Origin of the sequence: Streptomyces sp. NPDC101219, assembly GCF_044767675.1 — a bacterium.
Classification (GTDB): Bacteria; Actinomycetota; Actinomycetes; order Streptomycetales; family Streptomycetaceae; genus Streptomyces.
The window spans coordinates 289,492-304,370 of the sequence record NZ_JBIWOK010000001.1; the positions used below are offsets into that span (position 1 = coordinate 289,492).

Consider the following 14,879-nt stretch of genomic DNA (forward strand, 5'->3'; position numbering starts at 1 on the left):
TCAGGCTCCAGCCTTGAGGGTGTTGTTGACGAGGTCCAGGAACTCCCGGGGCGTCCTGCAGCGCTCCGAGTCGGGCGGCAGCGACCGGCTGTAGCGGTTCTCCAGCTCGCCGACGATGCCGAGCAGCCCGAGCGAGTCCAGTCCGAAGGAGTCGAAGGGGGACTCCGCGGCCTGCCTCAGCTCCTGCGGGTCGACGGTGATGCCGGCCGCCTTCTTCATCAGGGCGGCCAGTTCGTCGAAGGTCACTTCGGTGGTGATCATGCTGTCTGCTCCTTCCCCGCCCGGTCCTGCCGGGCGGACTCGCCACCGCGGCGCACGACCAGCGCCGCGTTGGAACCCATCAGTCCCCTGCTGAGGACGAGGGCGGTGCGCAGCTCGGCCGGGCGGGCACGCGTCGTCACCAGGTCGAGGTCGTGGCAGATGTCGGACACGTTCGGGGTGGGCGGCACCCGACCGTGTTCCATGGCGAGCACCGCGGCCACCGTGTCCAGCACCGGCGCCGCGCAGTGCGCCCGTCCGATGCCGGTCTTGGGAGCCGTCACGGGAACCCGCGTGCCGTGCGCGCCGAGGGCGTCGGCGATCGCCAGTGCCTCCGCCCGGTCCGCTTCGGGGACGCCCATCGCGTCGGCGAACACCACGTCGATCTCCTCCGGGGCGCAGCCCGCCTCGTCGAGGGCGCCCTCGATCGCCCGGGCCAGGCCGGCCCGGGAGTCCGCCCAGCGGGACGCCCCCGTGAAGGTGGCCGCGTGCCCGGCCAGCGTGGCCCGCACCGGCACACCCCGCTCCCGGGCCCGCTCCTCGTCCTCCACGACGAGCAGCGCACCGCCCTCGGCGGGCACGAAGCCGCAGGCCGCCTCGGTGAACGGGCGGTAGGCCCGCTCGGGCTCCTCGACGGTGCTCAGTTCGGGGTAACCGAGCTGGCACACCATCGAGTACGGGGCGAGCGGCGCCTCGGCGGCCCCCACCAGCATCGTGCCGGTGCCGCGCCGCACGTCGCGGGCCGCGTGCGCCAGGGCGTCCAGCCCGCCGGCCTCGTCACTGGCCACCACACCGCAAGGGCCCTTGAAGCCGCCGCGGATGGAGATCTGGCCGGTGCTCGCCGCGTAGAACCAGGCGATCGACTGGTAGGGGCCGACGAACTTCGGTCCCTGGCCCCAGAGTTTCTGCAGCTCGCGCTGGCCGAACTCACCACCTCCGGATCCGGCGGCGGTGACCACCCCGACGCCGAACGGGTCCGCGGGGTCACCGCTGCCGAGCCCGGCGTCGTCGAGGGCGAGGGCGGCGGCGGCCATCGCGAAGTGGCTGAACCGGTCGGTCTGCACGAGGAACCGGTCCTCGATCAGAGCCCCCGCGTCGAAGGCGCGGACCTCACCGGCCACCCGCAGCGGCAGATCGCCGCAGCCCTCACGGCTGATCCGGTCCAGCACGAAGACACCCTCGCTGACGGCCTTCCAGTAGGCGTCGGGGCGCATCCCGTTGGGCGCGATCACCCCGATCCCGGTGACGGCCGCGCTCCGGGGTCGCCGGCTGTGCCGTGTGCGCTCTGTGCTCATGGGGTCCTCCCGCCCGGCCCGGTCAGCAGCACCGCGGACTGGAAGCCGCCGAACCCGCTGCCCACGGAGAGCACGTTGTCCAGCTTCCGCGGGCGGGCGGTGCGCGGCACGTAGTCCAGGTCGCACTCCGGGTCGGGAGTCTCGTAGTTCGCCGTCGGCGGCACCACCTGGTGCTTCAGCGCCAGGACGCAGGCGACCACCTCGATCGCGCCGATCGCGCCGAGCGAGTGCCCCACCATGGACTTGATGGAGCTCATGGGCGTGTCGTGGGCGTGGGCGCCCAGCGACCGCTTCACCGCCGCCGTCTCGTGCCGGTCGTTCTGCCGGGTGCCGGAGCCGTGCGCGTTGACGTAGTCGATCCGTGTCGGGTCGAGCCGGGCCTGCTCCAGCGTGCTGTCGATGGCCCGGGCCATCTCCAGTCCCTCACTGGTCAGACCCGTCATGTGGTAGGCGTTGCCGAAGGTGGCGTACCCGCCGATCTCGCAGAGGATGTCCGCGCCGCGGGCCCGGGCGTGCTCGTACTCCTCGAGGACGAGCACCGCCGCGCCCTCACCCATGACGAACCCGTCGCGACGGGCGTCGAAGGGCCGGGAGGCGTGCTCGGGGTCGTCGTTGTTCGGCGACGTCGCCTTGATGGCGTCGAAGCACGCCATGGTGATCGGCGATATGGGGGAGTCGGACGCCCCCGCGATGCACACGTCGGCGCGGCCCTCGGCGACGGTGTGGAAGCCGTAGCCGACCGCGTCGAGCCCGGAGGTGCAGCCGGTGGAGACCGTCTGCACCGGGCCGCGGGCGCCGAAGCGTTCGGCGACGACCGAGGCGAGGGTGCTCGGCTGGAACGCCAGGTGCAGCTTCGGATCGGCCGCCCGGTGGTCGACGTCCCAGCGGCTGCCGTGCTCGCTGACCTGGACGTAGTCGTGTTCCAGCCGGGTGGTGCCGCCGACCGCGCTGCCCAGGGAGACCGCGGTGCGCCACGGGTCGGCGGGGGAGGAGCCGAGACCGGCCTCCCGCACCGCCTCGTCGGCCGCGACCGCCGCGAACTGGATGTACCGGTCGGCGTGCTGGCACAGGTCCGGGTCGAGGCCGTGCGCGAAGGGGTCGAAGTCGCACTCGGCGGCTATGCGGGAGCGCAGTCCCGCCGGGTCGAACAGGGTGATGCCGCGGGTGGCGGTGCGGCCGGCTGCGAGGAGGTCCCAGAACGCCGTCGTCCCGGTCCCTCCGGGAGCGACCACACCGATACCGGTGACGGCCACTCGCCGGGTCATTTTATGGCCCCGCTGGGCTCGGAAGGCCGGCCGTGCTGCGGCCCGCCGACCGTCAGCTGCGGTCCGGCCTCGCTGGAGACGTTCTCCTCGGTGTCGACGTGCCCCAGACTCGGGTGCGGGGCCAGCGGACCCAGGTGGAACACCATCCGTGCCTCCTCGTCGGAGACGTTGCGGAAGCGGTGCCGCATGTCGACCGGGATCAGCAGGCCCTGCTCGGCCCGCAGCGGGAACGGCTCACCGTCCAGGTCCACTTCGAGCGCGCCGCTGACGACGTACACGAACTCCTCGGAGTACGGGTGGTAGTGCTCGCCGATGCGCTCACCGGGCTTGATGATGGCCAGGCCCATGAAGCCGCTGGTGGAGCCCACCGTGGCGGGGGTGAGGAGGGTCCTGAGGTCACCCCCGCGCCGGCGGTTGGGTTCCGTCTCGCTCAGGTCCACGATGCGTGGATGCTGCTTGGACATGATTGGTACCTCCGGGTGGGGCGGTGACGTCGGGGCGTCGACGGCCCGACGTCACCGCAGTTGACCGTCAGGAAGCCGCCGAGCTGCGGTCGGTGACGGGCATCATGTCGGCGTGCGACAGGAGCCGGTTGAGGGTGCGGTCCGAGTCCAGGGACCCCTCGACGCCGATCGCGGCGCCGTCCAGCAGCCGCTCCAGCTCGGCGGCCTTGCCGGCGCCCTTGATGCCGAGGGCGGCGTGCAGGTCGAGGTCGAGCTCGCCGGTGACGTCGACCAGGCGGACCACGGTGTCGTCGCGCTGGAAGACGGTGCTCGCGTACACCGGGCCGGACGGGTCGTCGGCCGCGGCCTCGTCCTGGTGGGCCAGGAAGCGGGCCAGTTCCGTGCCACGGCCGGTGACGGCCGGGTAGTACAGCATGTGCCGCCGCAGGCCGGTGGGTTCGGGGCCGGCGGACACCACGTGGTGCACGGCCGGGAGGGCGGCGCGGGTGAAGAACACCCGGGCGGAGTCGGGGTCGGTGAGGTCCCGTTCCTGCTCGAGGTACGGGTCCAGGGCCTGCTCGACGGCCCGTACCCCGGGCTGCTTCGCCACGTGCCGCAGCGCCGCCAGCAGGTCGCCCTCCACTTCGACGGCGCGTACGACCCGGTTGCCGTGCATGAACAGGGACGTGCGGCGCAGCCGGGTGGTCTCGTCGACCTGGGCCTCGGGGGACTCGTACCCGGCCAGGAGTTCGGCGACCTTGGACTCGGAGCCCGGCTTCACGGTGAACGTGAGGGCGTGGCGGGCCACTCCCTCGCCCACGCGGGCGGCGGTCTGCAGGCCGGCCGCCGCCGCGCCGGACGCGGACGGCTGGTCGCGGTGGGTCTCGCGCAGGATGCTGTAGCGCATCGAGCGGGTGTCGCGGACGCAGCTGTGCATCGGCCGGACGGTCTCGACGTGCTCCTCGCTGTTCACCCAGGCCAGGAAGGGCGGGGCGCTCTCCCACTCGCTGGTGATGAGCCACTGCGAGGGGTTCTCGATCGACTGGCAGAGCTGGTCACTGATGTGGCCGGGGACGGAGGCGACCTTGCTCCGCATGTGCTCGTAGGCGTCGAGGAACTGCTGCTGAGCTCCTTCGTACAGGTCGAGCAGCAGGATCACCCGCAGCCTGGAGCCGTCGAAGGCGGACTGCGCTATGCGTCCCGACGTGGTCATCCGGCACACCTCTCCTCTTCTTCGCGACAGTTCTTCTGTCGAGGGTCAGGAACGACCGCCTGTCCGAAGGGGGCCGGGGTCGCCATGACTCGATGGTTGACGCGGCCCGAGGAGCGCGCGAGCGACACGGTGCACCTGGGTGAACCGCGTGCCATCCGGGTGCTGCCGGGACGAGGGGCGGCCCGCACCGGGCATGGAAGAGGCGTCCCCTTTCCCAGCCCCGCGCGGGCCACGCTGGAGGCGTTTCTCCATGAACCGATTCGAAGCGGCCGGCGAGGTCGGTCACCGCACGCCCGTCCTCGTCGTCGGGGGCTCGCTCGTGGGCCTGTCCACGTCCGTGTTCCTCGGACGCCTCGGCGTGCCCCACACGCTGGTCGAACGTCACGCCGGCACGTCCGTGCACCCGCGCGGACGCGGCAACAACGTGCGGACCATGGAGCTGTTCCGGACCGCCGGCGTCGAGGAGGGGATCAAGCGGGCCGCTTCCGTGCTGGCGGACAACCACGGCATCCTCCAGACGCCGAGCCTGGTGGGCGATGCGGGGGAGTGGCTGTTCCGCGAGATCGACCCCGGCGGCGGCCTGGCCCGCTTCAGCCCCACCGGCTGGTGCCTGTGCAGCCAGAACGACCTCGAACCCGTGCTGGTGGAGGCGGCCCGCGAACTCGGCGGCGACCTGCGCTTCCACACCGAGATGATGTCCTTCGACCAGGACGCCGACGGGGTCACCGCCCGGGTCAAGAGCCGGGAGACCGGCGAGCACACCACCATCCGGGCGGACTACCTCGTCGCCGCCGACGGCCCCCGCAGCCCCGTCCGGGAGCGGCTGGGCATCGCCCACAACGGCCCCGGCGACCTGTTCCACAACGTCAGCATCACCTTCACCTCCCGTGACCTGGCCGACGTGGTGGGGGACCGGCGCTTCATCGTCTGCTACCTGACCAGCCCGGACGGCGACGGTGCCCTGCTGCCGGTGGACAACCGCGAGCGCTGGGTGTTCCACGCCCCCTGGCACCCCGAACACGGGGAGACGCTGGAGGAGTTCACCGACGAGCGGTGCGCCGCCCACATCCGGCGCGCCGTGGGCGTACCGGACCTCGATGTCACCGTCACCGCCCGCGCCGCCTGGCACGCCGCCGAGCGGGTCGCCGAACGGTACGCCGACGGCCGGGTGTTCCTGGCCGGCGATTCGGCCCACGAGATGTCCCCCACGGGGGCCTTCGGCTCCAACACCGGTATCCAGGACGCGCACAACCTCGCCTGGAAGCTGGCCGCGGTGCTCGGCGGCTGGGCCGGCCCCGGGCTGCTGGACTCCTACGACGCCGAGCGCAGGCCCGTCGCCGAGGCGACCAGCGCCCGCGCCTCGTCACGCTCGGTCGAGCACAGCCACCCCGGCTACACCCCCGCCGAGGGGGCGGGCGGCCCCGGGGGCCGCAAGGGCGGCATCCTCAACGTGGCCCTGGCCTACCGCTACCCGCGGGGCGCGGTCCTCGGCGCCGACCCCGCCGACCCCGTCGTCCCCGACGGGGTGCGGCTGGTCGGCGAGCCGGGCAGCCGCGCCCCCCACGTCTGGCTGGAGCGGGCCGGCAGCCGGATCTCCACCCTCGACCTGTACGAGCGCACGCCCGTACTGCTGAGCGCCGCGGGCGCCGACTGCCCCTGGCACGCGGCGGCGGCCCGGGTGGCCGAGCGGCTGTCCGTGCCGCTCACCGCCTACCGGGTGGGCGACGGGCCGGACACCGACCTGCGTCCGGTGGACGGCGCGGACTGGGCCGGGGCGCACGGCATCACCGCCGGCGGCGCGGTCCTCGTCCGCCCCGACGGGTTCGTCGCGTGGCGGTCCGAGGGCCCGGTCACCGACCCGGCCCGGGTGCTGCGGGAGGCCGTCGGGGCGGTCTTCGACCGGCACTGACCGGGGCGGCGGCAGGCCGGGCGTCAGCTCCCTCCGATGCCTCCCTGCCGCCCCCGCTCCGCCTTGGCCTGGTGCTGCTCGAAGCGCTGCACCGCGGGCCCGTCGACGTTCCACGGCCACGGGGTGACGGTGCCCTGCAGGACCTGGAAGACGTGGTGCGCGTCGGCGGCCCGCCCGGCCGCGCACAGCGCGTACGCCAGCACGTTCAGGTCGGCCTGGGCCGCCGCGTGCTGGAAGAAGCCCGGCTTGGCCCACAGCCCGGACGCCTGCTCCAGGGCCGCCGCGATCTGCCCGCCCTCCCACAGCTGGCCCGCCGTCATGGCCCGCACCCCGCCCTGCGCGAGCAGCCCCTGGTACTGCCGGACGGCGGCCGCGATCTCGATCGCCGCGCAGGGCGCGTTGGCGGGGATGCGGGTGCGGACGACGTCGATGAAGTCCAGGACGGAGGCGCTCGAACCGCCCTCCTCCGGCGACAGGTAGGCGAGCATCTGCACATACGCCTCGCGGTGCCAGCGGTCGCGGCCGGTGGCCTCCCGCCAGATGGCGTTGACGTCGTTCTGCCCGTACCGCTCGACCCGGGCCAGCCCGAGCAGGACCACCCAGGGTGTCGGGTCGGCGGGGGAGATCTCGGCGGCCCGGTGGCACTGGTTGACCAGCTGTGCGGCGTCCTCCGCCCGCCGGTCCCGCAGGCCGCGCATCACGCCGACCCAGGAGTGGAAGACCAGCGCGTCGGCGTTGTCCGGTTCCCGGGACAGCCAGGCCGAGGCGAGCCCGGTGCCGGCCGTCGCCTCGGCGAGGACGGAGGCGCGGTGGCTGCGGCGGTCCCAGTCGTCCCCCGCCTCCTCCAGCAGCGTGGCGACGAGCGTCACCTCCGGAGCCCGGCCGCTTCCGGCACCTCGCTTGTTCAACTGCCGCAGGGCGCGCGCCAGATCGGCGTCGTCGAGGGCGGGAACGATACGGGGACGTCTGCTGGTGCGACTGCTGAAGAGGGACATGCCCGCAGCGTAGGAAGTGTTTCACGCTGAGCAAGCGATCCCGGACGATCGTTACCGATCTGGACCCCCAGGTTCGCTTTCTGTCACCGATCCGGGCGGCGCGATTCCGGCCGGCGGGTCCCGCCGGCCGTGCGCGGCAACGGCCGCGGGGCCGACGACCACGCCGGCCCCGCTGCTTCTTCGCGGGGGCGCTCCCACGTCCCCGCCCCGTTCCGTACCGGTCAGACCGCCGGCGCCGGGAACGTCGGGTACTCCACGCCCGAGACGTGCTGGACGACCCGGACGACCTGGCAGGAGTAGCCGAACTCGTTGTCGTACCAGAGGTAGAGGATCGCGTTGTCGTCCTCGACCTTCAGGGCGCCCGCGTCCACGATCGAGGCGTGGCGCGAGCCGATGAAGTCGCTGGAGACCGCGTCGGGGGCGCTGATGAAGTCGATCTGGCGCTTCAGCGGCGAGGTGAGCGAGACGTTGCGCAGGTAGTCCAGGACCTCCTGGCGGTCGGTGGCCCGGCCCAGGCGGAGGTTGAGGATCGCTATGGAGACGTCGGGCACCGGCACGCGGATGGAGCTGCCGGTGATGCGTGCCTTGAGGTCGGGCAGCGCCTTGGCGACGGCGGAGGCGGCACCGGTCTCGGTGATCACCATGTTCATCGGCGCCGAGCGGCCGCGTCGGTCGGACTTGTGGTAGTTGTCCAGCAGGTTCTGGTCGTTGGTGAACGAGTGGACGGTCTCCACGTGGCCGCTCAGCACGCCGTACTCGTCGGCCATGGCCTTCAGCGGCGGCACGATCGCGTTGGTGGTGCAGGAGGCGCAGGACAGGATCTGCTCGTCCGGCTTGAGGGTGTCGTGGTTGACGCCGTGCACGATGTTGGGCACGTCGCCCTTGCCGGGCGCGGTCAGGACGACCTTGTCGACGCCGGGGCGCAGGTGCTGCGAGAGGCCCTCGCGGTCGCGCCACTTGCCGGTGTTGTCGATCAGGATCGCGTTCTTGATGCCGTACGCCGTGTAGTCGACCTGCGAGGGGTCGTTCGCGTAGATCACCTTGATGCTGTTGCCGTTGGCGGTGATCGTGCTGTTCGCCTCGTCCACGGTGATGGTGCCCTGGAACTGGCCGTGCACGGAGTCGCGGCGCAGCAGGGAGGCGCGCTTGACGAGGTCCTGCTCGCCGCCCTGGCGGACGACGATGGCGCGCAGCATCAGGCCGTTGCCGGATCCGGACTTCTCGATCAGCAGCCGGGCGAGGAGCCGGCCGATGCGGCCGAAGCCGTAGAGGACGACGTCGCGCGGCTCGCGGCGGTCGATCTTGTTGGCGCCGGTGGCGCCCGCGACGGCCTCCGCGGTGAACTCCGCCACCGACAGTCCGCGGTCGTCCGCCCGGTAGGTCGCGGCCAGCATGCCGATGTCGATCTGGGACGGGCCGAGGTCGAGCGTGGTGAGCGCCTGGAGGAACGGCAGCGTCTCGGTGACGGAGAGTTCCTCGCCGGCGATCTGCCGGGCGAAGCGGTGGGTCTTGAGGATGCTGACCACCGACTTGTTCACCAAGGAGCGGCTGTGCAGCAGGACGGTGACGTCCCGCTCGCGGTGCAGCTTCCCGATGATCGGGATCATCGACTCAGCGGTCTCCTCGCGGTGTTGCCAGGTGGTGAACGAGTCTTCGTTGACAGTCACAGGATCATCTTTCGAGCTAGACGGCGCTCATATGATAGCCAGGTGTTTCAGGGGAGCGGCAGGGGGTCCGATTCCCCAGGGTTGCGCCGCGGCGGACCGGGTACGCGTGCAGGACCGCGCCCGGAAGCGATCTTGGTCCGGGTGTGCCGCACGAACCTCCGCCAGCAGGGAATCTGTCATGGAAACACCCGCGCACGAGAACAACGCCCCCACGCCCGCCCAGCGCGCCCTGGACGCGCTGGCGCAGAACACCGAGGACGCTGCCGCGCTGGACGCTCTGGCGGGCAGTGACGTCCTGATCCCGGTGCCCGACGACACGGGCGACGAGGAGGCCGCCGATCCCGGTGCCGTGGCGCTGCCGGTGCTGGAGCAGCCGGGCGGCACCCAGGTGGTGCCCGTGTTCACCTCGGAGACGGAGATGGCGGGACTGCTGCCGTTCGTCTCCCGCTACCGCCTGGTGCCGCTCGGGGCGCTCGCCGCGCAGTGGCCGGCCGAGGAGCTCTCCCTCACCATCGACGGCAGCTCCGAGCACCGGCTGACCCTCACCTCGGAGGGAGTGCGCACGCTGCTCGCCCGCCCCTAGCGCGCCGTCCGCCCCTGTCCCCCCGGCACCCCGCCGGCCGGTGCGGGACGGAGGCGGGTCCCCTGCGGTCCGGCTCCGCGGGACCACCGGGGCGGTCGTCCGGTACGGACCGTGCTCCGTCGGCCAACCTCCGTGCCCCGCAGGCCTGTTGACACGCCAACGCTGCCCGAGTCCGGGACACGGTGGACCCGGTTGCGGGACAGTGGAGGAGCCCGCAGAGCGGCGCCCGCGGTGGAGGTGGACGACATGCTGAGGACTCCCGTCGACGGGACACGGCTGCACATCCTGACCTGGCTCAAACAGCCCGGACTCGTCGAGAGCGGCGCCACCGCCGACGCCGTCGCGGTCCGCTTAGGGATGCCCGGCCCGGTCGCCCGCACCCACCTCGGCCTCCTCACCGCCCTCGGCCTGCTGCACGTCGACCGCTCCGACGGCCCGCCGCGCTACCGGCGCGACGAGGTGCGCATCGCCGAGGTGGCCCGCATGATCGAAAAGGGCTGGCAGCACGGCTGGTGACCGGCCCCCGCCCCGTCCCGGCCACCCGTCCGGTGCCGGTACGCTGAGAGCGTCGCGGGCCCGGCCCGTGCCCGGCGGTGGGGCCCGCCGGATCCGAACCGCGGCACGGTGGCCGCCAACGGTCCCTCCTTGCGATCGCGTGCACCCCGAGACCGGGGGGCGCCCGGCGAGTAGGAGGCGTGGACCCGATGAATCCCCCGCACGTTCCGGCCGTGGGCGAGCCCGCGGATCCCGATGCCGCCGTCCACGGACCCCTTCGGCAGCCGCCTGCCCGGCGGCCGCACGTTCCTGTGGTGGCCGTGGTGGCACTGGGCGGCGCGCTCGGCGCCTCGGCCCGCTACGGGGCGTCCCTGCTGTGGCCGACGGCCGACGGCGGCTTCCCGTGGACCACGCTGGGCGTGAACGCCGTCGGGTGCGCCGTGATCGGCGTGTTCATGGTCGTCATCGGCGACGTGTGGGCGGCCCACCGGCTGGTGCGGCCGTTCTTCGGCACCGGGGTGCTGGGCGGGTTCACGACCTTCTCGACCTACGCGGTCGACATCCAGAGGCTGGTCGACGCCGACCGGGCCGCCGCGGGGCTGGCCTGCCTGGCGCTGACACCGCTGGTGGCGCTGGCCGCGGTGTGGGGCGGCGCCGGGGTGACGCGCAGGATCGTGACATGGAGGCAGCCATGAGGACACCGGCCGGTCGCGCCCTGCGCCTGACAGTCCTCGTCGGGGAGAACGACGTCTGGCACCACAGGCCGCTGTACACCGAGATCGTGCACCGGGCCCATCGGGCCGGGCTCGCCGGGGCGTCGGTGTTCCGCGGGATCGAGGGGTTCGGCGCCTCCTCGCTGATCCACACCACCCGGCTGCTGTCGCTGAGTGAGGACCTGCCCGTGGCGGTGGTGATCGTCGACGACGAGACCCGCGTCCGCGCGTTCCTGCCCCGGCTCGACGAACTGGTCGCCGGGGGCCTGGTCATGCTGGACGAGTGCGAGGTCCTTCGCGGTGCCGGCCGGGACGGGGAGCGCGCGCAGTGAACTGGCTGCTGGTCGTCGTCGGCGGCGCCGTCGGCGCGCCCCTGCGGTACCTGACCGACCTCGGGGTGTCGAAGCGGCACGACAGCGTCTTCCCCTGGGGCACCTTCACCGTCAACGTGGCCGGCTGCCTCGTCCTGGGCGTGCTCACCGGCGCCGTCACCTACGGGGCCGCCCCGCACTCGGTGCAGCTGCTGCTCGGCACCGGGCTGTGCGGGGCGCTGACCACGTACTCGACGTTCTCCTACGAGACGATGCGGCTGGCCGGGAGCGGGGCGAGGCTCCTCGCCGCCGCCAACGTCGTCGTCAGTGTCGTGACCGGCGTGGGCGCCGCCTTCGCGGGTGCCGCGGCGGCCCGCCTCCTCTGGGGGTGACCAGGGGCGCACAATGGGGATCATGACGTCGTCGATGACCTTCCTGCCGGTACTGGAACGCATCGCCGAGGAGATCGAGCGCACCCCCGGCCGGGGGACTCCCGCCCACTACATCCCGGCGCTCGCGGCCCGGGACCCGCGCCGCTTCGGCATGGCCGTCGCCGAGCTGGACGGCACGGTGTACGGGGTGGGGGACTGGCAGGAGCCGTTCTCGGCGCAGTCGATCACCAAGGTGTTCACGCTGGCCCTGGTGCTGGCCCGGGAGGGCGACTCCCTGTGGGAGCACGTGGGCCGGGAGCCGTCCGGCAACCCCTTCAACTCGCTGGTGCAGCTGGAGTACGAGGACGGCATCCCCCGCAACCCGTTCATCAACGCGGGCGCCCTCGTCGTCACCGACCGGCTGCACACCCGTACCGGCGACGCGGCCGGGGAACTGCTCGCCCTGCTGCGCGCCGAGAGCGGCAACCCCGGCCTGGACTTCGACCTGGAGATCGCCGCCTCCGAGGAGACCCACGGCGACCGCAACGCCGCCCTCGCTCATTTCATGGCGTCCTACGGCAACATCGACAACCCGGTGCCGGCCCTGCTCGACCAGTACTTCCGGCAGTGCTCCGTCGCCGCCTCCTGCGCCGACCTGGCGCCCGCCACCTCCTTCCTGGCCCGGCACGGCATCCGGGCCGACGGCACCCGGCTGCTCAGCCGCAGCCAGGCCAAGCAGGTCAACGCCGTGATGCTGACCTGCGGGACCTACGACGCGGCCGGCGACTTCGCCTACCGGGTGGGCCTGCCCGGCAAGAGCGGGGTGGGCGGCGGCATCATCGCGGTCGTCCCGGGCCGCTGCACGCTCTGCGTGTGGAGCCCGGGCCTGGACGAGCACGGCAACTCGGTGGCGGGTGTGGCGGCCCTGGACCGCTTCACCACCCTGACCGGTCTGTCGGTGTTCTGACCGGCTGCCCGCGGGCGGCGGCCCGGTGCATCAGTCGCGCGGGGCCGGGCCGAAGGCCAGGCGCAGCACCAGCGCCACGGCCGCCGCGCCCAGCAGCGCGGCACCCGCGACCGTCCAGGCCACCGGCCGCTCCCGCGGGCCGGCCCCGGCTGCGGCGGCGGCGACGGTGCGGGCCTCCGGGCCCGCCGCGACCCCGGCCTCGGTCCCGGGCCACAGGGCGTCGAGGGACCCGACCGGGTCGACCCGTCCCGCGGCCTCGAAGCCCCAGTCCAGCAGGGAGCGCGCCTCCTCGTACACGGCGTGGGTGCCGCCCGAGCGGGGGTTCATCACGGTCACCACCAGGGTGCGTCCGTCCCGGCGCGCCGCCGCGACCAGCGTGTGGCCGGCGCGGGACGTGTAGCCGTTCTTGATCCCGACCAGCCCCCGGTAGGGCTTCACCCCGTCCGCGCCGGTCAGCAGCCGGTTGGTGTTGAGGATCCCGTACGTCCCCCCGTCCCGGCCGGGGAAGCGGGCCTCGGCGCGGGCGCAGTACCGGGCGAAGTCGGGATTGCGCAGCCCCGCCCGGCCGAACACCGCCAGGTCGAAGGCCGAGGACACCTGGCCCGGCGCGTCGTAGCCGTCGGGCGACTTGACCCGGGTGTCGCGGGCGCCCAGGGCGCGTGCCTTGGCCTGCATGCGTTCCACCGTGGCCCGCCGGCCGCCGTTGAGAGCGGACAGGACGTGCACGGCGTCGTTGCCCGAACTGAGGAACACCCCGTTCCACAGGTCGGACACCCGGTAGGCGCGGTCCTCTGCCACCCCCACCAGGCTACTGCCGGCGCCGATGCCCTTGAGCTCCTTCGGGCTGACGGTGTGGCGCACGCCGGCCGGCAGGCTGGGCAGCAGGGTGAGGGCGAACAGGGTCTTCAGGGTGCTGGCGGGCGGCAGCTTCCGGTGCGCCTCGTGGGCGGCGAGCACCGTTCCGGTGCGGGCGTCGGCCACCAGCCACGACCGGGCGGACAGGTCCGGGACCTCGGGAGCCCCGGCACGGCGGCGGACCTGGGTGCCGGACCGGTACAGCAGCGACGCCGGGGCGGCCGACGCCGTGGCTCCCGCGTCCGGCGGCCGGGTGTCGGTGGCCGGGCGGGCGGTCGCGGTGGCCGGCGCGAGGGCCAGCAGGCCGGCCGTGCAGAGGGCGCACCCGGAGGCGGCGGCCCGCGAAGCAAATCCGATGGTCATCCCGTCAACGTAGGAATGCCACCCGCACCGCGCCGCGCCGACCGGGCCGGAGGCCGGCCGTGAGCACCCGGATGCCGCACGCCGGCCGGCCGCCGGCCTGCCCGGGGACGGTCACGCCGGGTGCTGTCCGGCCTCCCGGGCGATCTGCTCGAACCGCGCGCCCATGGCCGCCGCCAGCGCCTGGGCGCCCGACAGCGGGCGGACCATCACGGTGAACGCGTCGATCAGGCCGTCGTCGTCCAGGTGGATGAAGTCGCAGCCCTCGACCTCGCGGTCGCCGACCCGGGCCTTGAACACCAGGGCGTGGTCGCGGCCCGCGGTGTCGTGGATCTCGCGCACGTACCGGAAGTCCTCGAAGACCTCGGCCACCGCGCGCAGGATCGCGGCGGTGATCGCCTTGCCCGCGTAGGGCTTGAACACGACCGGACTGGTGAAGACGACGTCCTCGGCCAGCAGGGCCACGGCGGCATCGAGGTCCTGCGCCTCGACCGCTTCACGGAATGCCCGCATCACAGCTCCATAGTCAACTAATTGAATAGGTGTGGATGAGATTAATCATCCGCTGCTAGCGTTGTCCACATGTCCCTCAAGTACGCCGTCCTGGCCGCGCTCCTGGAGGGCGAGGCGTCGGGCTACGAGCTGTCCAGGCTGTTCGACGTCTCGTTCGCCAACTTCTGGGCCTCCACCCCGCAGCAGCTCTACCGCGAACTCGAACGGCTCGCCGGGGACGGGCTGATCGAGGCCCGGGTGGTCCGCCAGGAACGCCGGCCGGACAAGCGGATGTTCTCCCTCACCGAGGCGGGCCGCGAGGACCTGGACACCTTCGCCGCGACCCCGCCCCGGCGCCCCACCGTCATCCGTGACGAACTGCTGATCAAGATCCAGGCCATGGACGGAGTGCCCCCGGAGGCGACCCGGACGCTCGTGGAGGAGCGCCGGGACTGGGCCCGGGCCAAGCTGGCCCGCTACGCGCGGGTGCGCGAACGCCTGCTGGACGGCCGCACCGAGGAGGAGTACCTGCGGCACGCCGACCGGGTCGGGCCGTATCTCACGCTGCTGGGCGGCATCGGTTTCGAGGAGGAGAACCTGTGCTGGTGCGAACGCGTTCTCGCGGTCCTGGCCGGACGCACCCGCCCCGAGCCGGCCCCCTCACCCTCCCGGACGTCCTAGGCTGAG

Annotated in this window: 17 protein-coding genes; 8 read left to right on the plus strand and 9 right to left on the minus strand. The window is 73.1% G+C overall.

Features of this window, described 5'->3' with window-relative positions; genetic code table 11:
• From ACIRPP_RS01415 to ACIRPP_RS01435, 5 genes are all read right to left on the minus strand, one after another.
• Positions 1-261: an acyl carrier protein gene (locus tag ACIRPP_RS01415; RefSeq protein ID WP_192232403.1), complete on the minus strand. Its 261-nt coding sequence runs from the start codon at positions 259-261 to the stop codon at positions 1-3.
• Positions 258-1,553, minus strand: a complete 1,296-nt coding sequence (locus ACIRPP_RS01420; RefSeq protein ID WP_403636927.1) for a ketosynthase chain-length factor — start codon at positions 1,551-1,553, stop codon at positions 258-260. Before ACIRPP_RS01420 ends, ACIRPP_RS01415 begins: the two co-directional genes overlap by 4 nt.
• A complete protein-coding gene (locus tag ACIRPP_RS01425; RefSeq protein WP_403636929.1) occupies positions 1,550-2,818 on the minus strand; it encodes a beta-ketoacyl-[acyl-carrier-protein] synthase family protein in 1,269 nt (422 codons plus the stop codon). Before ACIRPP_RS01425 ends, ACIRPP_RS01420 begins: the two co-directional genes overlap by 4 nt.
• Positions 2,815-3,282, minus strand: a complete 468-nt coding sequence (locus tag ACIRPP_RS01430) for a cupin domain-containing protein (protein WP_164337811.1) — start codon at positions 3,280-3,282, stop codon at positions 2,815-2,817. Before ACIRPP_RS01430 ends, ACIRPP_RS01425 begins: the two co-directional genes overlap by 4 nt.
• Positions 3,283-3,349: 67 nt before the next feature.
• Positions 3,350-4,474 carry a SchA/CurD-like domain-containing protein gene (locus ACIRPP_RS01435; RefSeq protein WP_403636931.1) on the minus strand — a complete coding sequence of 375 codons (1,125 nt, stop codon included), beginning with the start codon at positions 4,472-4,474 and terminating at the stop codon, positions 3,350-3,352.
• Positions 4,475-4,724: 250 nt separating this feature from the next.
• Between ACIRPP_RS01435 and ACIRPP_RS01440 the strand changes: the two genes are divergently transcribed.
• Positions 4,725-6,383, plus strand: coding sequence for an FAD-dependent oxidoreductase (locus ACIRPP_RS01440; RefSeq protein ID WP_403636932.1), 1,659 nt, complete (start codon positions 4,725-4,727; stop codon positions 6,381-6,383).
• A gap of 23 nt (positions 6,384-6,406) precedes the next feature.
• On the opposite strand, the gene ACIRPP_RS01445 is transcribed toward ACIRPP_RS01440, so the two are convergent.
• Positions 6,407-7,378, minus strand: a complete 972-nt coding sequence (locus tag ACIRPP_RS01445; protein ID WP_403636933.1) for a hypothetical protein — start codon at positions 7,376-7,378, stop codon at positions 6,407-6,409.
• 221 nt (positions 7,379-7,599) lie between these two features.
• Positions 7,600-9,045: a glyceraldehyde-3-phosphate dehydrogenase gene (locus ACIRPP_RS01450; RefSeq protein WP_403636935.1), complete on the minus strand. Its 1,446-nt coding sequence runs from the start codon at positions 9,043-9,045 to the stop codon at positions 7,600-7,602.
• A gap of 178 nt (positions 9,046-9,223) precedes the next feature.
• Here ACIRPP_RS01450 and ACIRPP_RS01455 point away from each other — a divergent pair, with 178 nt between their 5' ends.
• From ACIRPP_RS01455 to ACIRPP_RS01480, 6 genes are all read left to right on the plus strand, one after another.
• On the plus strand, positions 9,224-9,628 hold the full coding sequence (locus tag ACIRPP_RS01455; protein ID WP_403636936.1) for an SseB family protein: 405 nt from the start codon (positions 9,224-9,226) through the stop codon (positions 9,626-9,628).
• Between the two features lie 246 nt (positions 9,629-9,874).
• Positions 9,875-10,144, plus strand: a complete 270-nt coding sequence (locus ACIRPP_RS01460) for an ArsR family transcriptional regulator (protein ID WP_403636937.1) — start codon at positions 9,875-9,877, stop codon at positions 10,142-10,144.
• 188 nt (positions 10,145-10,332) lie between these two features.
• Complete coding sequence (locus ACIRPP_RS01465) at positions 10,333-10,818, plus strand: fluoride efflux transporter FluC (protein WP_403636938.1); 486 nt, start codon at positions 10,333-10,335, stop codon at positions 10,816-10,818.
• Positions 10,803-11,168 carry a DUF190 domain-containing protein gene (locus ACIRPP_RS01470; RefSeq protein WP_403636940.1) on the plus strand — a complete coding sequence of 122 codons (366 nt, stop codon included), beginning with the start codon at positions 10,803-10,805 and terminating at the stop codon, positions 11,166-11,168. Before ACIRPP_RS01465 ends, ACIRPP_RS01470 begins: the two co-directional genes overlap by 16 nt.
• Positions 11,165-11,539 carry a fluoride efflux transporter CrcB gene (crcB, locus tag ACIRPP_RS01475; protein WP_403636942.1) on the plus strand — a complete coding sequence of 125 codons (375 nt, stop codon included), beginning with the start codon at positions 11,165-11,167 and terminating at the stop codon, positions 11,537-11,539. Before ACIRPP_RS01470 ends, crcB begins: the two co-directional genes overlap by 4 nt.
• Positions 11,540-11,552: 13 nt before the next feature.
• Positions 11,553-12,485: a glutaminase gene (locus tag ACIRPP_RS01480; protein ID WP_403636944.1), complete on the plus strand. Its 933-nt coding sequence runs from the start codon at positions 11,553-11,555 to the stop codon at positions 12,483-12,485.
• Between the two features lie 30 nt (positions 12,486-12,515).
• Here the strand turns inward: ACIRPP_RS01480 and ACIRPP_RS01485 are convergent, their stop codons facing one another.
• Together ACIRPP_RS01485 and ACIRPP_RS01490 are read right to left on the minus strand one after the other, a co-directional pair.
• Positions 12,516-13,703: a D-alanyl-D-alanine carboxypeptidase family protein gene (locus ACIRPP_RS01485; RefSeq protein ID WP_403636945.1), complete on the minus strand. Its 1,188-nt coding sequence runs from the start codon at positions 13,701-13,703 to the stop codon at positions 12,516-12,518.
• Positions 13,704-13,814: 111 nt separating this feature from the next.
• Entirely contained in the window at positions 13,815-14,213 is a 399-nt protein-coding gene (locus ACIRPP_RS01490) for a nuclear transport factor 2 family protein (RefSeq protein ID WP_403636947.1), read from the minus strand.
• Positions 14,214-14,282: 69 nt separating this feature from the next.
• Between ACIRPP_RS01490 and ACIRPP_RS01495 the strand changes: the two genes are divergently transcribed.
• Positions 14,283-14,873 carry a PadR family transcriptional regulator gene (locus ACIRPP_RS01495; RefSeq protein ID WP_403636949.1) on the plus strand — a complete coding sequence of 197 codons (591 nt, stop codon included), beginning with the start codon at positions 14,283-14,285 and terminating at the stop codon, positions 14,871-14,873.
• Positions 14,874-14,879: the final 6 nt, after the last annotated feature.